Here is a 21,765-nt window from a genome sequence, read left to right on the forward strand (position 1 = left end):
CGCGCGGGCGCGGGAGGTATAAGGTCTGCGCAAGTCACGTTACTGATCGGTAAGGGGAGACGGCCATGCAGCTAGGGATCAACCTCGGCTACTGGGGCGCCGGAATGGACGCGGACAACCTCGCCGTGGCCCAGGAGGCGGACCGCCTCGGCTACGCGGTCTGCTGGGCCGCCGAGGCCTACGGCTCCGACGCCGCCACCGTCCTCGCCTTCGTCGCCGCCCGCACCGAGCGCATCGACGTCGGCTCGGCCATCTTCCAGATCCCGGCCCGCCAGCCGGCCATGACCGCGATGACCGCGGCCACCCTCGACTCGCTCTCCGAGGGCCGCTTCCGCCTCGGCCTCGGCGTCTCCGGACCCCAGGTCTCCGAGGGCTGGTACGGCGTCAAGTTCGACAAGCCGCTCGCCCGCACCCGTGAGTACGTCGAGATCATCCGCAAGGCGATGACCCGCGAACGTCTCTCCTTCGAGGGCGAGCACTGGACCCTGCCCCTCCCCGGCGGCCCGGGCAAGCCTCTCAAGCTCACCGTGCACCCGCAGCGCGAGCACATCCCGCTGTACATCGCCGCGATCGGCCCGAAGAACCTCGAGCAGACCGGTGAGATCGCCGACGGCGCGCTGCTGATCTTCCCGTCCGCCGATCACCTGGAGGACACCGCCGTCAAGCACATCCGCGCGGGCCGCGAGAAGGCCGGCAAGACCCTCGACGGCTTCGACATCTGCCCGACCGTCCCGCTCGCCGTGGGCGACGACAAGGACGTGGCCGCCCTGGCCGACACCTTCCGCCCCTACACGGCGCTGTACGTCGGCGGCATGGGCAGCCGCAAGCAGAACTTCTACAACCAGCTCGCCCGGCGGATGGGCTACGAGCGGGAGGCCGCCGAGATCCAGGACGCGTACCTGTCCGGCGACAAGCAGGGCGCGGCCGCCGCCGTCCCGCACGACCTGATCGACCGCACCACCCTGCTGGGCTCGGTCGACCGCATCGCCGACCGCATGAAGGCCTACGCGGCCGCCGGGGTCACCACCCTCACGCTCGCCCCGGCCGGCTTCACCCTCGACGAGCGGCTGGCCTCGCTGCGCGCCGGCGCCGAGGCCCTGGAGCGCGCGGGTCTGGCCTGACCCGTCCGGCCGCCGCCGCGTCCCCCGCGGCGGCGGCCAGGGCCTGCGGCCGTGGCGGGGGCTCGGGGGCCGACCCCGCCACGGCCGTCACCCACAACAACGCCCGCGACCCGAGAGGGTCACGGGCCCCGCGCGCCCCACACCTCCGGCGCCTGCCCGCCCCCGCGCGCGTCCGAGTCCCCCCGCCCGATGCCCGGCACGTACGCCGATTGGCGGAGTTGTCCGCCGCACCGGTTGCCGCACCCGCCGAGCCGCACTTGACTCCTTCTTCGGGACGACTGTGGACGAGCGGACCGCGGAACCGCGGACGCCGTGGAGAGGTGGGCCCCATGCTGTCGGCGAAGAGCCTGTTCCAGGAGATCCTCGACAACGACGAGTCGTTCGCGCTGTTCTGTTCGATCGCCGCGAGCGGTGAGTCCCAAGGCGGCTGGGAGAACGCCCGTATCGCCGCCCTCGTGCCCGAGACCCAGCGGGACCTGGCCCCCAAGATCACCCGGCACGGCGCCGACGAGGACAAACACGGCCGGATCTTCAACGCCCTGCTCAAGAAGCGCGGTCTGGAGCCCGTTCCGGTCCCTCCGGACACCGACTACACGATGCTCCTGGAGCGGAACGGCATCGGCCTGGCCCACGACAAGCTCGAGCGCGACGAGCCGCTCACCGTCCAGGACATCGTCACCTACCTCGCCCACAGCCGGGTCACCGAGCAGCGCGCCTCCGAGCAGATGGAGCTGCTGCGCAAGCACTTCGCCGACCACCCCGACGTCGGCCGCGCGGTGAAGATGATCTCCAACGACGAGGACAACCACCTCGCCTACTGCCACGAGGAACTGCTCCGCCTCGCCTACGCCGGACACGGCCGCGCCATCCAGCGCACCCTGCGCGAGTGCGCGCTCGCCGAGATCCGCGTCTACCGCGACGTCAGCCTCGCCGTGATGGCCCACATGGGCCGCATCCTCGGCTGGCCGAAGCCCAAGGCGGCGCTCCTCGCGGCCGGCATCCACGCCGTGTACCTGTACGAACGCCTCGGCGGGTGGCGCCGGACGGTCTCGCTGCGGATGCCCGAGCGCCGCAACGCGCTGGGCGGCCCCGCGACCCCGGAGCCGGAAGCGGCCTGACCGCCCCGTCCCCGCCCGGCTACAGCCATCCCCGGCGTTTGAAGGTGCGGAACAGCACCACCTCCAGCACGGCCATCAGCGCGATCAGCACCGGGTACGACCATGTCCAGTGCAGCTCGGGCATGTGCTCGAAGTTCATCCCGTAGATGCCCGCGATCATCGTGGGGACCACGGCCATGGCCGCCCACGCGGAGATCTTCCGCATGTCGTCGTTCTGCTGCACGCCCACCTGCGCCAGATGCGCCGACAGCACGTCCGACACCAGCCGGTCCAGGCCCTCCACCGACTCGTTGACGCGGGTGAGGTGGTCGTGGACGTCACGGAAGTACGGCCGCGCCCCCTCCTCCACGAACGGCACCCGTGACCCCGACGCGCCGTTCCCCGCCAGCCGGGCCATGGGCGCCGCCAGCGGCACGGTCGCCCGGCGGAACTCCAGGATCTGCCGCTTGAAGCCGTAGATCTTGGACGCCGTGCGCCGCGAGCCGCCCGCCTCGGGGGTGAAGACCTCCGTCTCCAGCTCCTCCAGGTCGGTCTGCAGCTCGGTCGCCACCTCCAGGTAGTGGTCGACCACGGCGTCGGCGACCGCGTACAGCACCGCCGTGGCCCCCTCGCCCAGCAGCTCCGGCTCCCGCTCCAGCCGGTCCCGCACCGCGTCCAGCGGGGCGCCCCGCCCGTGCCGTACGCTCACCGCGAACGAGTCACCGAGGAAGATCATGATCTCGCCGGACGACACGGTGTCGCTGTCCGGCTCGTACACCACCGGTTTGAGGACCACGAAGAGCGAGTCGTCGTACACCTCCAGCTTGGGCCGCTGGTGGGCCTTGAGGGCGTCCTCCACGGCCAGCGGATGCAGCCCGAACTCCCGTGTGACCAGGTCGAACTCCTCCGCCGTCGGCTCGTGCAGCCCGATCCAGACGAAACCTCCCGCCGACCGTGTCTCGTCCAGCGCGTCGGAGAAGTCCTTGGGGCCCTCCACCCGGTGCCCCTCCCGGTAGACGCCACAGTCGACGATCACGAAGCATGCCCTCCCGTCCCGACAACCGGTCTGCCGTCGCCTTCCCGTCCCGCCGTCGTCCACACGCCCCGCTCCTCGGGCACGCCCCTGCGCCTACCCTGGGCGGCATGCCCACGTTGCTCCTGGTCCGGCACGGACGATCCACCGCCAACACCGAGGGACTGCTCGCCGGCTGGACGCCCGGCGTGCACCTCGACGACCGCGGGACCGCACAGGCCGCCGCCCTGCCCGGACGGCTCGCCCCGCTGCCGCTGGCCGAGGTCGTCACCAGCCCGCTCGACCGCTGCCGGGAGACCGTCGGCCCGCTGCTCCAGGCCCGCCCCGGCCTCACCCACCACACCGACGAACGCATCGGCGAGTGCCACTACGGCGACTGGACCGGACGCAAGCTCGCCGAGCTCAAGGACGAGCCGCTCATGGAGGTCGTGCAGGCGCACCCGTCCGCCGCGGCCTTCCCCGGCGGGGAGTCCATGCGCGCCATGCAGACGCGCGCCGCCGAAGCGGTGCGCGAGTGGAACGCGCGCGTGGAGCGCGACCACGGACCCGACGCCGTGTACCTGATGTGCTCGCACGGCGACATCATCAAGTCCCTGGTGGCGGACGCCCTCGGACTTCATCTCGACCTCTTCCAGCGGATCTCCGTCGAACCGTGCTCCGTCACCGCGATCCGTTACACCCGGCTGCGCCCCTTTCTCCTCAGACTCGGCGACACCGGCGACTTCGCGTCCCTGGCGCCGCGCGAGGAGCCGCCGGCCGGCGACGCCACGGTGGGGGGCGACGCGGGCGCACCGTGATCGTTCCCCGCAGTAGGGTGAAGCGACCGCACAGTTGCGTTCCGATCCACCCATCGCCCGATCCCCGACTTCCCATGGAGACAGGACGTGTCCCGTCAGGTGTTCCTCTACGACCCACCGGAACGTTTCGTGGCCGGCACGGTCGGACTGCCAGGGCGCCGTACGTTCTTCCTCCAGGCCTCCGCCGGCTCCCGGGTGACCAGCGTGGCCCTGGAGAAGACCCAGGTCGCGGCGCTCGCCGAGCGGATGGACGAACTGCTCGACGAGGTGGTGCGCCGCAGCGGCGGCAGCGCGGCGGTGCCCGCGATGGCGCCGACCGAGGTCACCGACACCGCGCCGCTGGACACCCCCGTTGAGGAGGAGTTCCGCGTCGGCACCATGGCGCTCGCCTGGGACGGCGAGGAGCAGCGCATGATCGTGGAGGCGCAGGCCCTCGTCGAACTGGACGCCGACTCCGACGAGGACCTCGCCGAGGCGGAGGAGCGGCTCCTCCAGGACGAGGAGAACGGCCCCCCGATGCTGCGCGTCCGGCTCACGGGCGCGCAGGCTCGGGCCTTCGCCAAGCGCGCCCTGGACGTCGTCAACGCGGGGCGGCCGCCGTGCCCGCTGTGCAGCCTCCCGCTCGACCCGGAAGGACACGTATGTCCGCGCCAGAACGGATACCGCCGCGGAGCGTGACCGCCACCGACCCGGCCGCGGCCGAGCTGCTCGCCCGCGGCGAGCTGACCGTGCGCGGACGCATCCGTGAGGCGTCGAACGCCGCCCTGTACTGCACCGTCACCCACGAGGACCGCGAGGCCGCCTGCGTCTACAAGCCCGTCGCGGGGGAGCGGCCCCTGTGGGACTTCCCCGACGGCACCCTGGCCGGGCGTGAGGCCGCCGCGTACGAGGTGTCCCGGGCGACCGGCTGGGACCTGGTGCCGCCCACCGTGCTGCGCGACGGCCCGTACGGCGAGGGCATGTGCCAGCTGTGGATCGAGACCGCGCCCGGTGCCGAGCTGCTCGCCCTGGTGGACGGCGAGGAGCCCGAGCCGGGCTGGAAGGCGATCGGATTCGCCGAGACCGGCGAGGGCCGCACCGCGCTGCTGGTGCACGCCGACGACGACCGGCTGCGCCGCCTCTCCGTGCTCGACGCGGTGATCAACAACGCCGACCGCAAGGGCGGCCATCTGCTGCCCACGTCCGACGGCCGCCTCTACGGCATCGACCACGGGGTCACCTTCAACACCGAGAACAAGCTGCGCACGCTCCTGTGGGGCTGGGCGGGGGAGCCGCTGCCCGAGGAGGCGCTGGACGTCCTCAGGCGCCTCAGGGACGCCCTCGCGCCCGCCGGGTCCCTCACCGCGGCCCTGACCCCGCTGATCACCCCCGCGGAGATCGACGCCACCCGCGCCCGCGTGGACTCCCTGCTCGCCTCCGGCACCCATCCGGAACCGGGAGGCGACTGGCCCCCCATCCCCTGGCCGCCGGTCTGACCGTGACGGAGGCCGGTGAGGCACACGGCGCGGGGACGCGCAAGAACGCCTCCCCGGCCAAACGCCCCGTTCCGGTTCGTATCCGGAACTCGGGTCCGGTTAGGCTCATGACATGCATGCCTGGCCCGCTTCCGAAGTCCCCGCCCTGCCCGGTCAGGGCCGCGACCTGAGGATCCACGACACCGCGACCGACGGTCCGGTCACCCTCGACCCCGGTCCCGTCGCCCGTCTCTACGTTTGCGGCATCACGCCCTACGACGCCACCCACATCGGACACGCGGCGACCTACAACGCGTTCGACCTCGTGCAGCGCGTGTGGCTCGACAACAAGCGGCAGGTTCACTACGTCCAGAACGTCACCGACGTCGACGACCCGCTGCTGGAGCGGGCCGAGCGCGACGGCGTCGACTGGACCGCGCTCGCCGAGCAGGAGACCGCCCTGTTCCGCGAGGACATGACGGCCCTGCGGATGCTGCCGCCCCGGCACTACATAGGCGCGGTCGAAGCCATACCCGGCATCGTCCCGATCGTCGAGCGGCTCCGTGAGCTCGGCGCCACCTACGAGATCGACGGCGACATCTACTTCTCCGTCGAGTCCGACCGGCACTTCGGCCAGGTCTCGCACCTGGACGCGGCCGCCATGCGGATGCTGTCCGCCGAACGGGGCGGCGACCCGGACCGCCCGGGCAAGAAGAACCCCGTCGACCCGATGCTCTGGATGGCCGCCCGCGAGGGCGAGCCGAGCTGGGACGGCGGCTCGCTCGGCCGCGGCCGGCCCGGCTGGCACATCGAGTGCGTGGCCATCGCCCTCGACCACCTGGGCATGACCTTCGACATCCAGGGCGGCGGCTCCGACCTGGTCTTCCCGCACCACGAGATGGGCGCCTCGCACGCCCAGGTGCTCACCGGCGAATACCCGATGGCCAAGGCCTACGTGCACGCCGGCATGGTCGCCCTGCACGGCGAGAAGATGTCCAAGTCCAAGGGCAACCTGGTCTTCGTCTCCCAGTTGCGGCGCGACGGCGTCGACCCGGCGGCGATCCGCCTGGCGCTCCTCGCCCACCACTACCGCTCCGACTGGGAGTGGACCGACCAGGTCCTCCAGGACGCCGTGACCCGCCTCGACCACTGGCGCGCCGCGGTCTCCCGCCCCGACGGCCCTCCCGCCGAGGCGCTCGTCGAGGAGATCCGCGACGCCCTCGCGGACGACCTGAACGCCCCGGCCGCGCTCGCCGCCGTCGACCGCTGGACCGTCCTCCAGGAGCAGACCGGCGGCACCGACACCGGCGCCCCCGGCATCGTCTCCCGCGCCGTGGACGCATTGCTGGGAGTCGCCCTCTAGGAAAACCCCCTTCAGGGGGCGCGGGGAACTGCGCGACCAGCCACAACGCCGCCGCACCCGCCGCGCGACGCGAAAGACGAGGGGCCCGCTCATGAGAACGGGCCCCTCGTCATCTCACGTCACTCCTCGGACGGCTCGTCGCCGTCCTGATCCGCCTCCCGCCGAGGCGGCTTGGGCGGCCGGGACCGGCCACCGGGCCCGTCCCGCCGGTACGACGGCCCGCCGTCGGACCCCTCCGCGGTCGCGTGGCCCCCGGGCGGCCCCGACGCACCGTCACGGCGCCGCAGATACCGCTCGAACTCCCGGGCGATCGCCTCACCCGACGCCTCCGGCAGCTCGGCGGTGTCCCGCGCCTCCTCCAGCGTCTGCACGTACTCGGCGACCTCGCTGTCCTCCGCGGCCAGCTGGTCCACGCCCACCTGCCAGGCGCGCGCGTCCTCGGGCAGCTCGCCCAGCGGGATCCGCACGTCGATCAGGTCCTCGAGCCGGTTCAACAGGGCCAGTGTGGCCTTCGGGTTGGGCGGCTGCGACACGTAGTGCGGGACGGCCGCCCACAGCGACACCGCGGGGACGCCCGCGTGCGTGCACGCCTCCTGGAGGATGCCGACGATGCCCGTGGGCCCCTCGTACTTGGTCTCCTCCAGGTCCATGCGGCGGGCCAGGTCCGGGTCGGACGTGGTCCCGCTGATCGGGACCGGACGGGTGTGCGGGGTGTCGCCGAGCAGCGCGCCCAGCACCACCACCAGCTCCACGCCCAGCTCGTGCGCGAAGCCGAGGATCTCGTTGCAGAACGAGCGCCAGCGCATGGACGGTTCGATGCCGCGCACCAGCACCAGGTCGCGCGGTTTCTCGCCGCCCACCCGCACCACCGACAGCCGCGTCGTCGGCCAGGTGATCTTCCGCACGCCGTTCTCCAGGAACACCGTGGGGCGGTTGACCTGGAAGTCGTAGTAGTCCTCGGCGTCGAGCGCCGCGAACACCTCGCCCTTCCACTCCCTGTCCAGATGCGCGACCGCGGTGGAGGCGGCGTCGCCGGCGTCGTTCCAGCCCTCGAACGCGGCCACCATGACCGGGTCGATCAGCTCGGGAACCCCCTCGAGCTCGATCACCCAGCGCCTCCTTCCGACGTGCCCTCATGTACGCACCAACCTTACGGCGTGTCCACGGGGGCTCCCGCAGCTCCCCGCACAAGGGGAGTGCCCCATCACTGCCCCGCACGGCGGCGGGAAACACCCCGCGCGGCGGACGCGGAACGCGGTGAGGGGCGGCCCCGTCGGCGCGGGCCGCCCCTCACCGCACGCCGGCTCCGGTGCGGGGGAGCCGGCGCGGGCGCGGTCACTTCCTGTCGAGCAGCTCCTGCACGTCCGCCCGTACCTCGTCCGTGGCCAGGCCGCGGATGGTCAGGGTGGTGCGGCGGCGCAGCACGTCGTCCGCCGTCTCGGCCCACTCGTGGTCCCGGGCCCACACGACCTGCGCCCAGATCTCCGGGGCGTCCGGGTGGACACGACGGGCCAGCGCCGGGTCCTCGTTCGCCAGGCGGGCGATGTCGAAGGCCAGCGACCCGTAGTGGGTGGCCAGGTGACGTGCGGTGTCGGCCGCCATGCGCGGGCCGGGCGCCGGGCCGTCCACCAGCAGGCGGTGGGCGACGGCGCGCGGGTTGGCCACGCCGGGCAGCGGCAGCTTCTTCGGCAGCGCGCCGACCGGCTCGAAGTCCTCGCCCAGCGGGTGGCCGGGCAGCTCCTGCAGCTTGCGCATCACCGTACGGCCGATGTGCCGGAACGTGGTCCACTTGCCGCCGGCGACGGACAGCATCCCGCCCTTGCCCTCGGTGACCACGGTCTCCCGCTTGGCCTTGGCCGTGTCACCGGGGCCGCCAGGCAGCACCCGCAGGCCGGCGAAGGAGTACGTGATCAGGTCACGGTCGAGCTGCTGGTCGCGGATGGAGAAGGCGGCCTCGTCGAGTATCTGCGCGATGTCCTTCTCGTTCACCGCGACGTCCGCCGGGTCGCCCTCGTACTCCTCGTCGGTGGTGCCGAGCAGCAGCATGTCCTCCCAGGGGAGGGCGAAGGTGATCCGGTACTTGTCGATCGGCGTGGCCAGCGCGGCCTTCCACGGGGAGGTCCGCTTCAGGACCAGGTGCGCGCCCTTCGACAGGCGGATCGACGGGGCCGCGGCCGGGTCCTCCATGCGGCGCAGGTGGTCCACCCACGGGCCGGTGGCGTTGAGCACCAGCCGGGCGTTGACGCCGAACTCGTCGCCGGAGAGGCGGTCGCGCAGCTCGGCGCCGGTGACCCGGCCCTTGGTGAAGCGCAGGCCGGTCACCTCGGCGTGGTTGAGGACGACCGCGCCCGACTCGGCGGCCGCGCGGACCGTCATGAGGGCCATGCGCGCGTCGTTCATCTGGTCGTCGCCGTACACGGCCACGGCCTTGAGGTTCTCGGTGCGCAGCTCCGGCACGTCCTGCGCGGCCTTCGCCGGCGACAGCAGGTGACCCACGCCGTCGCCGAAGGCCGACAGCGCCGAGTAGGCGAAGACGCCTGCCCCGAGCTTCGCCGCGCCGTGCGGCCCGCCCTTGTACACGGGGAGGTAGAACGTGAGCGGGTTCGACAGGTGGGGGGCCACCTGACGGGAGACCGCACGGCGCTCGAAGTGGTTCTCCGCCACCAGCTTCACCGCGCCGGTCTGCAGGTAGCGCAGACCGCCGTGGAGCAGCTTGGAGGAGGCGGAGGAGGTGGCTCCGGCGAAGTCACCGGCGTCCACCAGAGCCACCCTGAGACCGGACTGCGCGGCGTGCCAGGCGGTGGAGATGCCCAGGATGCCGCCGCCGATGACGAGGAGGTCGTACGACGCCTTGGAAAGCTGCTCCCGGGTCTCGGCACGGCTCGGGTTCGGGCCGGAGGCCGGGTGCGTCCCCAGGGCAGGTACGGACTGCGGGGTGGCTTGGGTGGTCATGGCGGTTCTACTCCTCGTCCTCGAGCCAGCCCATGGTCCGCTCGACGGCCTTGAGCCAGCTCTTGTACTCACGGTCGCGGGTGTCCGCGTCCATGCGGGGGGTCCACTCGGCGGCCCTGCGCCAGTTGGCGCGCAGGTCGTCGGTGCTGTTCCAGAAGCCGACGGCCAGGCCGGCGGCGTAGGCGGCGCCGAGGCAGGTGGTCTCGGCGACCATCGGGCGCACCACGGGGGCGTCCACGAAGTCGGCGAGGGTCTGCATCAGCAGGTTGTTGGAGGTCATGCCGCCGTCGACCTTGAGAGCGGCGAGCTCCACGCCGGAGTCCTTCGTCATGGCGTCGGCGATCTCCCGCGTCTGCCAGGCGGTGGCCTCCAGGACGGCGCGCGCGAGGTGCGCCTTGGTCACGTACCGGGTGAGGCCGGCGATCACACCGCGGGCGTCGGAGCGCCAGTACGGGGCGAACAGGCCGGAGAAGGCCGGCACGAAGTAGGCGCCGCCGTTGTCCTCGACGGACAGCGCCAGGGTCTCGATCTCCGCGGCGGTGGAGATCAGGCCCATCTGGTCGCGCATCCACTGCACCAGCGAACCGGTGACGGCGATCGAGCCCTCCAGGGCGTAGACCGGCTTCTGGTCGCCGATCTGGTAGCCGACCGTGGTCAGCAGGCCGCTGTACGAGTTGATGATCTTGTCGCCGGTGTTCATCACCATGAAGGTGCCGGTGCCGTAGGTCGACTTGGTCTCGCCCTCGGCGAAGCAGGTCTGGCCGAACAGCGCCGCCTGCTGGTCGCCGAGCGCCGAGGCGACCGGAATGCCGCCGAGCAGGTCGCCCAGCTTGCCGCCCTTGATCTCGCCGTAGACCTCGGCGGAGGAGCGGATCTCCGGCAGCATCTGCGTCGGGACGCCGATCGACTCGGCGATCCTCGTGTCCCACTGCATGGTGTGCAGGTTCATCAGCATGGTGCGGGAGGCGTTGGTGACGTCGGTGACGTGGCGACCGCCGTCCGTTCCGCCCGTGAGGTTCCAGATGACCCATGTGTCCATGGTGCCGAAAAGAATGTCGCCCGCCTCCGCACGCTCCTTCAGCCCCTCGACGTTGTCGAGCAGCCAGCGCGCCTTGGGACCGGCGAAGTAGGAGGCCAGGGGGAGGCCGGTCTCGCGGCGGAAGCGGTCCTGGCCGACGTTGCGGCCCAGCTCACGGCAGAGGGCGTCGGTACGGGTGTCCTGCCAGACGATCGCGTTGTGGACCGGCTCACCGGTGTTCCTGTCCCACAGCACGGTGGTCTCGCGCTGGTTGGTGATGCCGATGGCCTTGATGTCGTCCCGGGTGATGCCGGCCTTGGCGACGGCGCCGGCGACCACTTCCTGGACGTTCGTCCAGATCTCGGTGGCGTCGTGCTCCACCCAGCCGGGCTTGGGGAAGATCTGCTCGTGCTCCTTCTGGTCGACGGAGACGATGCGCCCGTCGCGGTCGAAGACGATGCAGCGGGAAGAGGTGGTGCCCTGGTCGATCGCGGCGATGAACGGGCCGGCGGTGTGGGCGTCGGTCACGGTGTGCTCCTGGGAGTTCCTTGGTTACGGGGCAGTGGGTACGGCGCTTCTACAACGATCGCGGTCGAAGCCGGTGAGGTCGTCTACGCGAAGGCGACGTTGTAGACGCCGGCCGCGATGGCGCCGCCGATCAGCGGACCGACCACCGGGACCCAGGCGTACGACCAGTCGGAGCCGCCCTTGTTGGGCAGCGGCAGCAGGGCGTGGACGATACGGGGGCCGAGGTCACGGGCGGGGTTGATGGCGTACCCCGTCGGGCCGCCCAGCGACAGGCCGATCGAGACCACCACGAGCGCGGTGACCAGACCGCCGAGGATGCCGAGGCCGTTGCCCGCGTCGTTCAGGCCCTGCGTGAGGACGGCGAGCAGCAGCACGAAGGTGCCGATGATCTCCGTGGTGAGGTTCTGCACCGTGTTCCGGATCTCCGGACCCGTGGAGAAGACGCCGAGCACCGGGCCGGCGCCCTTCTCCTGCGCCTCGACGGCCTTGGCGGACGTCGTCTGGGCGCCCGGTCCGCCCACGATCTCCTTGTCGGTGAGGTGGGCGTGGAACTGGCCGTAGTAGGCGAGCCACACCAGTGTGGCGCCGATCATCGCGCCGAGGATCTGCGCGGCGAAGTAGGTCGGAACGTTGGCCCACTCGCCGTCCTTGATGGCGAGCGCGAGGGTCACGGCCGGGTTCAGGTGGGCGCCGGAGAGCGGCCCCGATATGTAGACCGCCGTCATGACGGCGAAGCCCCAGCCGAAGGCGATGGCGAGCCAGCCGGCGTTACGGGCCTTGGAGGCCTTGAGCGTCACGGCGGCGCACACACCGCCGCCGAGCAGGATGAGTATGGCGGTACCGATGGTCTCGCCGATGAAGATGTCGGAGCTGGACACCCGCGACTCCTTTGTCCTTCGTCCAGGGATGCCGACCCCCGGGTCCCTCCGGGGATTGGCGCCCTCAGGGGTGAGAGCGTTGCCGGCCCTTGGCGTTGTCCCACTCTAGCGCGTATTGCCGGTAGGTGTTCGACAATGCCGACCGATGGACGGGAGTCTTGCCCGGCACCGGAGATGCGTCAAGAGTCTCGGTTGTCGAAAGCGCGATCGTTACTGATCGCCGTACCTGCCCCTCGGACCGATCGCTGCCCTTCTCCGTACGGGCGCATGCGTGTGCCCCGGTCCGCCCTCAGGCGTCCGGGTGCTGTGTCGTCCGGTGTCCGGCGCGCGGCCGGCCCGCTCAGAAGCGTCCGGCGCCAAGGTCCCGCGACACCGCGCGGGCGCAGTCCCGCACCGCCGCGATCAGCTCGGACCGCAGCTCGCCGTCCTTGCGCAGCCGCTCCACCGCGCCCGTGATGCCGACCGCCCCGACCGGCATGCGCCGCCGGTCGTGGATGGGCGCGGCCAGCGAGGCCACGCCCTCCCAGGTCTCCTCCACGTCCGCCGCGTAGCCCCGCGCGCGGGTGAGGTCGAGGATCTCCTCGAAGGCCTCGACGTCGCACACCGTGCGGTCGGTGAACGCCTTGCGGTCGGCCTCCAGGGCCTCGCTGTGCGCCACCGGGTCGTAGGCCGACAGCACCTTGCCCAGAGCCGTGGAGTGCAGCGGCTGCATGGCGCCGATCTCCAGCACCTGCCGGCTGTCGTCGGGCCGGAAGACGTGGTGCACGATCAGCACGCCCTGCTGGTGCAGCACCCCCAGGTAGACGCTCTCCCCGCTGGAGCGGGCCAGGTCGTCCGTCCACACCAGGGCGCGGGCCCGCAGCTCGTGGACGTCCAGATAGGTGGTGCCCAGGCGCAGCAGCTCCGCGCCCAGCTGGTAGCGGCCGGAGGCCTCGTCCTGCTCGACGAACCCCTCCTGCTGGAGGGTGCGCAGGATGCCGTGGGCGGTGCCCTTGGCGAGGCCCAGCGAGGAGGCGATGTCCGAGAGGCCGAGCCGTCGCTCGCCGCCCGCGAGCAGGCGCAGCATCGCTGCCGCCCGTTCGAGCGACTGGATGTTCCGTGCCATCGCCGTACTGCCTCCGTCCCCTTCGAGCGCCGACTCGCGACGTCGCTGCCGCTGTTCGGCAATGCCGAACACTACCGGTCGATGCCGACCCTTCGCTAATGGTCGGTCATGTTCGGTCGCGTCTCTCCCGCCCCGACCGTCGCCCGTCGGCCATCTTCGTCCGGCCCGTGGACGCGCCCGACGCCAGGGGGCGGTCCCGGATACCCTGACGGCGTGCGCCCTGCCGGGGAAGCTCGAACAGGTGACTTTTCCGGGCAGCCGCAAAGCCGACAGCCGTCGCACCTGAGGGAGCCCCTTTCATGGCCTCGTTGCCGCTGACCCCTTCCGCCGACAGCCGGACCCGTGTGTCCGCGCTCCGTGAGGCCCTGGCCACCCGTGTGGTGGTCGCCGACGGAGCGATGGGCACGATGCTCCAGGCCCAGGACCCCACTCTCGAGGACTTCCAGAACCTCGAGGGCTGCAACGAGATCCTGAACCTGACCCGCCCCGACATCGTCCGTTCGGTCCATTCCGAGTACTTCGACGCGGGCGTCGACTGCGTCGAGACCAACACGTTCGGCGCCAACCTCACCGCATTGGGCGAATACGACATCCCCGAGCGCGTGCTCGAACTCTCCGAGGCGGGCGCCCGCATCGCCCGCGAGACGGCCGACGAGTTCACCGCCCGCGACGGCCGGCCACGCTGGGTGCTGGGCTCCATGGGCCCGGGCACCAAGCTGCCCACCCTCGGCCACACCACGTTCGGCGCCATCCGCGACGCCTACCAGCAGAACGCGGAGGGCCTGCTCGCCGGCGGCGCCGACGCGCTGCTCGTGGAGACGACGCAGGACCTGCTGCAGACCAAGGCGTCCGTCATCGCCGCCCGCCGCGCCATGCAGGCCGTCGGCCTCGAGGTGCCGCTGATCGTGTCGGTGACGGTGGAGACCACCGGCACGATGCTGCTCGGCTCGGAGATCGGCGCGGCGCTGACCGCGCTGGAGCCGCTGGGCATCGACATGGTCGGCCTGAACTGTGCGACCGGCCCCGCCGAGATGAGCGAGCACCTGCGCTACCTGGCGCGCCACTCCCGCGTCCCGCTGTCGTGCATGCCGAACGCCGGCCTGCCCGAGCTGACCAAGGACGGCGCCCACTACCCGCTGACCGCTCCGGAGCTGGCGGACGCGCAGGAGACGTTCGTGCGGGAGTACGGGCTGTCGCTGGTGGGCGGCTGCTGCGGCACCACACCGGAGCATCTGCGCCGGCTGGTCGAGCGGGTGCGGGAGCTGGCCCCGGTGGAGCGCGACCCGCGGCCCGAGCCGGGTGCGGCGTCCCTCTACCAGAGCGTGCCGTTCCGGCAGGACACCTCCTACCTGGCGATCGGTGAGCGCACCAACGCCAACGGGTCGAAGAAGTTCCGCGAGGCCATGCTGGAGGGCCGCTGGGACGACTGCGTGGAGATGGCGCGGGAGCAGATCCGCGAGGGCGCGCACATGCTGGACCTGTGCGTCGACTACGTCGGCCGTGACGGTGTGGCGGACATGCGGGAGCTGGCGGGCCGGTTCGCGACCGCCTCGACGCTGCCGATCGTGCTGGACTCCACCGAGGTCGACGTGATCCGCGCCGGGCTGGAGAAGCTCGGCGGCCGCGCGGTGATCAACTCGGTGAACTACGAGGACGGCGACGGCCCCGAGTCGCGCTTCGCCCGGGTGACGGAGCTGGCGCGGGAGCACGGTGCGGCGCTGATCGCGCTGACCATCGACGAGGAGGGCCAGGCGCGCACGGCGGAGAAGAAGGTCGAGATCGCCGAGCGCCTGATCGCGGATCTGACCGGGAACTGGGGCATCCGCGAGGAGGACATCCTCGTGGACTGTCTGACGTTCACGATCTGCACCGGCCAGGAGGAGTCCCGCAAGGACGGCATCGCCACGATCGAGGGCATCCGTGAGCTGAAGCGCCGTCATCCGGACGTGCAGACCACCCTGGGCCTGTCGAACATCTCCTTCGGCCTGAACCCGGCCGCCCGCATCCTGCTGAACAGTGTCTTCCTCGACGAGTGCGTGAAGGCGGGCCTGGACTCGGCGATCGTGCACGCGTCGAAGATCCTCCCGATCGCCCGGTTCAGCGAGGAGGAAGTGCAGACCGCCCTCGACCTGATCTACGACCGGCGTGCGGAGGGCTACGACCCGCTGCAGAAGCTCATGCAGCTGTTCGAGGGCGCCACGGCGAAGTCGCTGAAGGCGGGCAAGGCCGAGGAGCTGGCCGCGCTGCCGCTGGACGAGCGGCTCAAGCGCCGCATCATCGACGGCGAGCGCAACGGCCTGGAGGCCGACCTCGACGAGGCGCTCCGGACCCGCAAGGCGCTGGACATCGTCAACGACACCCTGCTGGACGGCATGAAGGTGGTCGGCGAGCTGTTCGGGTCGGGGCAGATGCAGCTGCCGTTCGTGCTGCAGTCCGCCGAGGTGATGAAGACCGCGGTGGCTCATCTGGAGCCGCACATGGAGAAGACCGACGAGGCCGGCAAGGGCACGATCGTGCTGGCCACGGTGCGCGGGGACGTGCACGACATCGGCAAGAACCTGGTCGACATCATCCTGTCGAACAACGGCTACAACGTGGTCAACCTCGGCATCAAGCAGCCGGTCTCGGCGATCCTGGAGGCCGCGGACGAGCACAAGGCCGACGTGATCGGCATGTCGGGTCTGCTGGTCAAGTCCACGGTGATCATGAAGGAGAACCTGGAGGAGCTCAACCAGCGGGGTCTGGCCGCCGACTACCCGGTCATCCTGGGCGGCGCCGCCCTCACCCGCGCCTACGTCGAACAGGACCTGCACGAGATCTACCAGGGCGAGGTCCGCTACGCCCGTGACGCGTTCGAGGGCCTGCGGCTGATGGACGCGCTGATCGGCATCAAGCGCGGGGTGCCGGGGGCGAAGCTGCCGGAGCTGAAGCAGCGGCGGGTGCGCGCGGCAACCGTGGAGGTCGAGGAGCGTCCCGAGGAGGGCAGCGTCCGCTCCGACGTCGCCACCGACAACCCGGTCCCGGAGCCGCCGTTCTGGGGCACCCGCGTCGTCAAGGGCATCCAGCTCAAGGAGTACGCCTCCTGGCTCGACGAGGGCGCGCTGTTCAAGGGCCAGTGGGGCCTGAAGCAGGCCCGCGCCGGCGACGGCCCCACGTACGAGGAGCTGGTGGAGACCGAGGGCCGGCCGCGGCTGCGCGGTCTGCTGGACCGGCTGCAGACGGAGAACCTGCTGGAGGCGGCCGTGGTCTACGGCTACTTCCCCTGCGTCTCCAAGGACGACGACCTGATCATCCTGGACGAGGACGGCAACGAGCGCACCCGCTTCACCTTCCCGCGCCAGCGCCGCGGCCGCCGGCTGTGCCTGGCCGACTTCTTCCGCCCGGAGGAGTCCGGCGAGAAGGACGTCGTCGGACTTCAGGTCGTCACCGTCGGGTCCCGCATCGGCGAGGAGACCGCCCGGCTCTTCGAGGCCGACGCCTACCGCGAGTACCTGGAGCTGCACGGCCTGTCCGTCCAGCTCGCCGAGGCACTCGCCGAGTACTGGCACGCCCGCGTCCGCTCCGAGCTCGGCTTCGCCGGCGAGGACCCCGACGCCATGGAGGACATGTTCGCCCTGAAGTACCGGGGCGCCCGCTTCTCCCTCGGGTACGGCGCCTGCCCCGACCTGGAGGACCGCGCGAAGATCGCGGACCTGCTGGAGCCGGGACGCATCGGCGTGCAGCTCTCGGAGGAGTTCCAGCTGCACCCCGAGCAGTCCACCGACGCCATCGTGATCCATCACCCGGAGGCGAAGTACTTCAACGCCCGCTGAGCCGGTCCGGCGACGCCCGCCGGGCCCGTGCGGCCGCCGCCCCGGCGGCCGCACCAGGCACTTCCGGCGCGCACGACGTACACTGGTCGGTCCACCGCAGGCCGGTTCCCTTCGTGGGAACCGGCCTGATCGTCCCTTTAGGAGGTATGTGGATGACCAGTACGGTCCCCGCGCTCGGAACCCTTACGGCCGAAGGCTCGGCCCTCCAGGCCGTGCTCCTCGACATGGACGGCACCCTGGTGGACACCGAGGGCTTCTGGTGGGACGTCGAGACCGAGGTCTTCGCGTCCCTCGGGCACACCCTCGACGACGCCTGGCGCCACATCGTGGTCGGCGGCCCCATGACCCGGAGCGCGGGCTTCCTGATCGAGGCGACCGGGGCCGACATCGGCCTCGACGAGCTCACGGTCCTGCTCAACGACGCCTTCGAGAGCCGCATCGACCACACGCTGCCGCTGATGCCCGGCGCCGCGCGGCTGCTCGCCGAGCTGGCCGAGCACGAGATCCCGACAGCGCTCGTCTCCGCCTCCCACCGGCGCATCATCGACCGGGTGCTGCCCGTCCTGGGCGCCGAGTACTTCGCCCTGTCCGTCGCCGGTGACGAGGTGCCGCGCACCAAGCCGCACCCCGACCCCTACCTCGCGGCGGCCGCCGGCCTCGGCGCCGACCCGGTGCGCTGCGCGGTCGTCGAGGACACCGTTACCGGCGTCACCGCCGCCGAGGCCGCCGGCTGCCAGGTGGTCGCGGTGCCCTCCGTGGGCCCGATCACCCCGGCCGCCCGGCGCACGGTCGTCCCGTCGCTGGACGTCGTGGACCTGCCGTTCCTGCGCGGTCTGATGACGGACCTGCGCTGACCGCTCACGCGGTGTGCACCGCCGCCGGAACCGGCATGCGCGGCGCTCCGTCCAGGGGCCGTCACGTCCGAGCCGTCCGCATGCGTTCCGGCCGCCGGTGGCCGAATCTGCATGGCCGTCGAGCCCTCTTTCACACGTGACGTTCACCACATTCACACGGGCCGACAACGATGTCCGGGCGTGCATCCCGCCCTATTGGGGAGATCACAGGCGCGCCCATGTGTCCTGATTGGTGGGACGCTGCACCAATCCTTCCCCGGTCATCCCTGTCGGTCCGTTCACACCTGGTTCCGCTGCGTGATGGGGCCCCAACTCCGGGGGCTGCGAACCCTCCTGCGGACGCGGACTAATGTCGTCGCGAGAACCGCACCCCTCCCTGCTCGCCGCCGTGCCGACCCCTGCACGCGCGGACGGCGCGGAGACGACGACGTCCTGGAGAAACTCGAGCATGAACCGCAAGACTTTGGTGCTGGCGGCCGCGATGGGCCTGCTCGCGCCGGTGCTCGCCGCCTGTGGCGACACCGAGAGCGGCAGCGGCGACGGCGACGCGATCGTCGTGGGCACCACGGACCGGTTCACCGCATCCGAGGAGGAAGGGCTCGCCCCCCTCGACCCCGCCTGGGCCTACGACGTCGGCACCTGGAACATCCTGCGGCAGACCGTCCAGACCCTCATGGTCCAGCCCCGGGGCGACGGCGAGCCCGTGCCCGAGGCGGCCGAGTCCTGCGGCTTCACCGACGCCGGCAACGAGCGCTACACCTGCACCCTGCGCGACGGCCTCCAGTTCTCTAACGGAGACCCGATCACCGCGCAGGACGTGAAGTACTCCATCGACCGCGCCCTCTCCCTCAAGGGCGACAGCGGTGTCTTCGCCCTGCTGTCCACCATCGACACGATCGAGACGCAGGGCGACCGCGAGGTGATCTTCCACCTCAAGGCGGCCGACGCGACCTTCCCGTACAAGCTGTCCACCCCGGTCGCGGGCATCGTCAACAAGGACGACTACGCCAAGGACAAGCTGCGCGAGGGCTTCGAGGTCGACGGCTCCGGTCCGTACACCATGGAGACCGAGGTAAAGGACGGCGCCCTGGTCCGCGCCACCTTCACCAAGAACCCCTCGTACAAGGGCGTCCTCCAGGTCAACAACGACAAGGTCGAGCTGGCCGCCTACGACAGCGCCGAGTCCATGGGGGACGCGCTGAAGGACGGCGAGATCGACGTCATGACCCGCAGCATGTCGCCGGAGCAGATCCAGGAGCTGGCCAACGCCACCGACGGCGACGTCGAACTGGTGGAGTCCCCGGGTCTGGAGATCCGCTACCTGGCCTTCAACACCAAGGCCGAGTCGGTGAAGGACAAGGCCGTCCGTCAGGCGATGGCCCAGGTGATCAACCGCGACGAGCTCGTCGGCAAGGTCTACGGCAGCCAGGCCGAGCCGCTGTTCTCGCTGGTGCCCGCCGGCGTCACCGGCCACTCCAACGCGTTCTTCAACAAGTACGGCGACCCGAACGTGGGCAAGGCCCGCGAGCTGCTCGAGGAGGCCGGCGTCGACACGCCGGTGAAGCTCACACTGCACTACACGACCGACCACTACGGTCCCGCCACCAAGGCGGAGTTCGAGCAGCTCAGCAAGCAGCTCAACGACAGCGGCCTGTTCCGGACGGACATCGAGGGCACCTCCTGGGACAAGTTCCGCCCGGCCGGCCAGAAGGGCAAGTACGACGTCTACGGCATGGGCTGGTTCCCGGACTACCCGGACGCCGACGCCTTCGTCGCGCCCTTCCTCGACGAGGACAACTTCCTCAACTCGCCCTACGTCAACACCGATGTCCGCAAGGACCTGATCCCCGAGTCTCGCCGCCAGGCCGACCGCCTCAACGCCTCGAAGGCCTTCACGAAGATTCAGGAGATCGTCGCCGACGAGGTCCCCGTGCTGCCGCTGTGGCAGGGCAAGCAGTACCTCGCGGCCCGCGACGACATCACCGGCACCGCCTACGCGCTCAACTCCTCCTCCACGCTCCAGCTGTGGGAGCTCGGACGCGGCGTCAGCGGCTGACGAATCTGCACGCCGGGATCCGGTGGCTCGGCCCGGACCCACGGAAACGACAAGGCATCGCTCGTGAAACTGCGCACCCAGTGGCCGGCACTGCCCCTCGTGGCCGTGCTGGCCACCGGCCTGCTGGCCGGCTGCGGCTCCGAGGGCGGGGACGCGGCGTCGAACGGCTCCAGGATTGTCGTCGGCATGTCCGACGACGTCCTGGCCACCGACCCCGCCTCCGGATACGACCCCGGTTCCTGGCTGCTGTTCAACAACGTGTTCCAGTCGCTGCTCGGCTTCCCCAAGGGCGGCACCGAGCCGCAGCCGGACGCCGCGAAGAGCTGCGCGTTCACCGACACCGCCACCCGGGTCTACACCTGCACGCTGCGGGAGGGACTGAAGTTCAGCAACGGTGACCCGCTCACCTCGAAGGACGTGAAGTTCTCCTTCGACCGCATGCTGAAGATCGACGACCCCGACGGTCCCGCGGTCATGTTCCCGACCCTGGAGCAGGTGGAGACGCCGGACGAGAAGACGGTCGTCTTCCGGCTGAACACGGCCGACGCCACCTTCCCCAGCAAGATCGCCTCCGGTGCCGGCGCCATCGTCAACCACCGCGAGTACGACGCGAACGGCCTGCGTGAGGACGGCAAGGCGGTCGGCTCCGGTCCGTACAAGCTGGACTCGTTCGACGACGACAAGGCCGTGTTCTCCGTCAACGAGCACTACAGCGGCTCGGCAGAGCCGCAGAACGACGGCGTGACGCTGCAGTTCTTCCACGGCGACCAGGACGGTCTGAAGAAGGCCCTGGAGAAGGGCGAGGTCGACATCGCCTACCGCGGTCTCACCGCCCGGGCCATCAACGAGATCGAAGAGGCCGACCGCGGAAACGGCGGCATCGAGGTCGTCGAGGGCAGCAGCGCCGAGGTGCAGCACCTGGTCTTCAACATGGACGACCCGGTCGCCGGCCGGCTCGGTGTGCGCAAGGCCATGGCGTACCTGATCGACCGCGACGCCCTGATGCACGACGTGTACGAGGGCACCGCCACGCCGCTGTACTCGATCATCCCGGCCGGTGTCGCCGGCCACAACACCGCCTTCTTCGACACCTACGGCGCCCGCCCCTCCAAGGCCAAGGCCAAGGCCGCGCTGGAGGAGGAGGGCATCACCGGGAAGGTGGAGCTGACCCTCTGGTCCACCCCGGACCGTTACGGCCCGGCCACCGACCAGGAGCTCGAGGCGATCGCCAGGCAGCTCAACGCCAGCGGCCTGTTCGACGCCGACGTGAAGTCGGTCGAGTTCGCCCAGTACGAGAAGGACGTCGCCGCCGGCAAGTACGGCGTCTACGTGAAGGGCTGGGTGCCGGACTACCCGGACGCCGACAACTTCACCGCCCCGTTCTTCGGCGAGGGCAACGTCCTCTCCAACAACTACGACCCGGGCGAGATCACCGAGACGCTCCTGCCGCGCACCGCCGCCGAGAGCGACCGCGGCGCCACCGACAAGGAGTTCGGCGCGATCCAGGACCAGGTCGCCGACGACGTCCCGCTGCTGCCCATCTGGCAGGGCAAGCAGTACGCGGTCGTCCAGGACGGCGTCTACGGTCTTGAGTACTGCCTGGACGCGTCCACCGTGTTCCGGTTCTGGGAGCTGAGCAAGAGCAGCTGACCGCCGCACAGACGAACGTGGGGGCGCCCTCCCGGCCGGGAGGGCGC

16 protein-coding genes are annotated in these 21,765 nt (G+C 71.0%); 10 read left to right on the top strand and 6 right to left on the bottom strand.

Going from position 1 to position 21,765, the window contains the following annotated elements:
* The first annotated feature begins 65 nt into the window (after positions 1-65).
* Both ELQ39_RS25935 and ELQ39_RS25940 read left to right on the top strand, forming a co-directional pair.
* Positions 66-1,121, top strand: a complete 1,056-nt coding sequence (locus ELQ39_RS25935) for an LLM class F420-dependent oxidoreductase (RefSeq protein WP_225641725.1) — start codon at positions 66-68, stop codon at positions 1,119-1,121.
* A gap of 329 nt (positions 1,122-1,450) precedes the next feature.
* Positions 1,451-2,239, top strand: a complete 789-nt coding sequence (locus tag ELQ39_RS25940; protein ID WP_242594229.1) for a ferritin-like domain-containing protein — start codon at positions 1,451-1,453, stop codon at positions 2,237-2,239.
* Positions 2,240-2,258: 19 nt separating this feature from the next.
* Here the strand turns inward: ELQ39_RS25940 and corA are convergent, their stop codons facing one another.
* A complete protein-coding gene (corA, locus tag ELQ39_RS25945; RefSeq protein ID WP_242594230.1) occupies positions 2,259-3,254 on the bottom strand; it encodes a magnesium/cobalt transporter CorA in 996 nt (331 codons plus the stop codon).
* A 107-nt stretch (positions 3,255-3,361) separates the two neighbouring features.
* Between corA and ELQ39_RS25950 the strand changes: the two genes are divergently transcribed.
* The 4 genes from ELQ39_RS25950 to mshC all read left to right on the top strand — a co-directional run bounded on the left by ELQ39_RS25950 (position 3,362) and on the right by mshC (position 6,865).
* The gene (locus ELQ39_RS25950) at positions 3,362-4,048 is read left to right on the top strand and encodes a histidine phosphatase family protein (protein ID WP_093768509.1); all 687 of its coding nucleotides are present in this window, start codon (positions 3,362-3,364) and stop codon (positions 4,046-4,048) included.
* A gap of 87 nt (positions 4,049-4,135) precedes the next feature.
* Entirely contained in the window at positions 4,136-4,726 is a 591-nt protein-coding gene (locus tag ELQ39_RS25955) for a DUF3090 domain-containing protein (protein ID WP_242594231.1), read from the top strand.
* On the top strand, positions 4,690-5,523 hold the full coding sequence (locus ELQ39_RS25960) for an SCO1664 family protein (protein ID WP_242594232.1): 834 nt from the start codon (positions 4,690-4,692) through the stop codon (positions 5,521-5,523). The genes ELQ39_RS25955 and ELQ39_RS25960 overlap by 37 nt, the downstream gene beginning before the upstream one ends.
* Before the next feature lie 112 nt (positions 5,524-5,635).
* Positions 5,636-6,865, top strand: coding sequence for a cysteine--1-D-myo-inosityl 2-amino-2-deoxy-alpha-D-glucopyranoside ligase (gene mshC, locus ELQ39_RS25965; protein ID WP_242594233.1), 1,230 nt, complete (start codon positions 5,636-5,638; stop codon positions 6,863-6,865).
* Between the two features lie 119 nt (positions 6,866-6,984).
* On the opposite strand, the gene ELQ39_RS25970 is transcribed toward mshC, so the two are convergent.
* The 5 genes from ELQ39_RS25970 to ELQ39_RS25990 form a co-directional block, all read right to left on the bottom strand.
* Positions 6,985-7,974 (bottom strand): PAC2 family protein, encoded by a 990-nt coding sequence (locus tag ELQ39_RS25970; RefSeq protein WP_242594234.1) that lies wholly within the window; start codon positions 7,972-7,974, stop codon positions 6,985-6,987.
* Between the two features lie 226 nt (positions 7,975-8,200).
* A complete protein-coding gene (locus ELQ39_RS25975) occupies positions 8,201-9,817 on the bottom strand; it encodes a glycerol-3-phosphate dehydrogenase/oxidase (RefSeq protein WP_225627525.1) in 1,617 nt (538 codons plus the stop codon).
* 7 nt (positions 9,818-9,824) lie between these two features.
* Positions 9,825-11,363 (bottom strand): glycerol kinase GlpK, encoded by a 1,539-nt coding sequence (glpK, locus tag ELQ39_RS25980; RefSeq protein ID WP_190004087.1) that lies wholly within the window; start codon positions 11,361-11,363, stop codon positions 9,825-9,827.
* Positions 11,364-11,446: 83 nt separating this feature from the next.
* Positions 11,447-12,241 (bottom strand): MIP/aquaporin family protein, encoded by a 795-nt coding sequence (locus tag ELQ39_RS25985; RefSeq protein WP_190004088.1) that lies wholly within the window; start codon positions 12,239-12,241, stop codon positions 11,447-11,449.
* Positions 12,242-12,581: 340 nt separating this feature from the next.
* A complete protein-coding gene (locus ELQ39_RS25990; protein ID WP_190004089.1) occupies positions 12,582-13,346 on the bottom strand; it encodes an IclR family transcriptional regulator in 765 nt (254 codons plus the stop codon).
* Between the two features lie 299 nt (positions 13,347-13,645).
* On the opposite strand from ELQ39_RS25990, the gene metH reads away from it, so the two are divergent.
* The 4 genes from metH (at position 13,646) to ELQ39_RS26010 (ending at position 21,718) form a co-directional block, all read left to right on the top strand.
* On the top strand, positions 13,646-17,158 hold the full coding sequence (gene metH / locus ELQ39_RS25995; RefSeq protein WP_242594236.1) for a methionine synthase: 3,513 nt from the start codon (positions 13,646-13,648) through the stop codon (positions 17,156-17,158).
* 152 nt (positions 17,159-17,310) lie between these two features.
* A complete protein-coding gene (locus ELQ39_RS26000) occupies positions 17,311-18,012 on the top strand; it encodes an HAD family hydrolase (RefSeq protein ID WP_190004091.1) in 702 nt (233 codons plus the stop codon).
* 448 nt (positions 18,013-18,460) lie between these two features.
* Positions 18,461-20,068: an ABC transporter substrate-binding protein gene (locus ELQ39_RS26005; RefSeq protein WP_190004092.1), complete on the top strand. Its 1,608-nt coding sequence runs from the start codon at positions 18,461-18,463 to the stop codon at positions 20,066-20,068.
* A 63-nt stretch (positions 20,069-20,131) separates the two neighbouring features.
* Positions 20,132-21,718, top strand: coding sequence for an ABC transporter substrate-binding protein (locus tag ELQ39_RS26010; protein WP_242594238.1), 1,587 nt, complete (start codon positions 20,132-20,134; stop codon positions 21,716-21,718).
* Positions 21,719-21,765: the final 47 nt, after the last annotated feature.

Source organism: Streptomyces sp. GB4-14, assembly GCF_022696125.1.
Lineage (GTDB): Bacteria > Actinomycetota > Actinomycetes > Streptomycetales > Streptomycetaceae > Streptomyces > Streptomyces werraensis.

Coding starts and splice junctions, on each gene's coding strand:
- ELQ39_RS25935 (WP_225641725.1), top strand. CDS start 66: ATGCAGCTAGGGATCAACCTCGGCTACTGGGGCGCCGGAATGGACGCG.
- ELQ39_RS25940 (WP_242594229.1), top strand. CDS start 1,451: ATGCTGTCGGCGAAGAGCCTGTTCCAGGAGATCCTCGACAACGACGAG.
- ELQ39_RS25950 (WP_093768509.1), top strand. CDS start 3,362: ATGCCCACGTTGCTCCTGGTCCGGCACGGACGATCCACCGCCAACACC.
- ELQ39_RS25960 (WP_242594232.1), top strand. CDS start 4,690: ATGTCCGCGCCAGAACGGATACCGCCGCGGAGCGTGACCGCCACCGAC.
- mshC (WP_242594233.1), top strand. CDS start 5,636: ATGCATGCCTGGCCCGCTTCCGAAGTCCCCGCCCTGCCCGGTCAGGGC.
- ELQ39_RS25975 (WP_225627525.1), bottom strand. CDS start 9,817: ATGACCACCCAAGCCACCCCGCAGTCCGTACCTGCCCTGGGGACGCAC.
- ELQ39_RS25990 (WP_190004089.1), bottom strand. CDS start 13,346: ATGGCACGGAACATCCAGTCGCTCGAACGGGCGGCAGCGATGCTGCGC.
- metH (WP_242594236.1), top strand. CDS start 13,646: ATGGCCTCGTTGCCGCTGACCCCTTCCGCCGACAGCCGGACCCGTGTG.
- ELQ39_RS26000 (WP_190004091.1), top strand. CDS start 17,311: ATGACCAGTACGGTCCCCGCGCTCGGAACCCTTACGGCCGAAGGCTCG.
- ELQ39_RS26005 (WP_190004092.1), top strand. CDS start 18,461: ATGAACCGCAAGACTTTGGTGCTGGCGGCCGCGATGGGCCTGCTCGCG.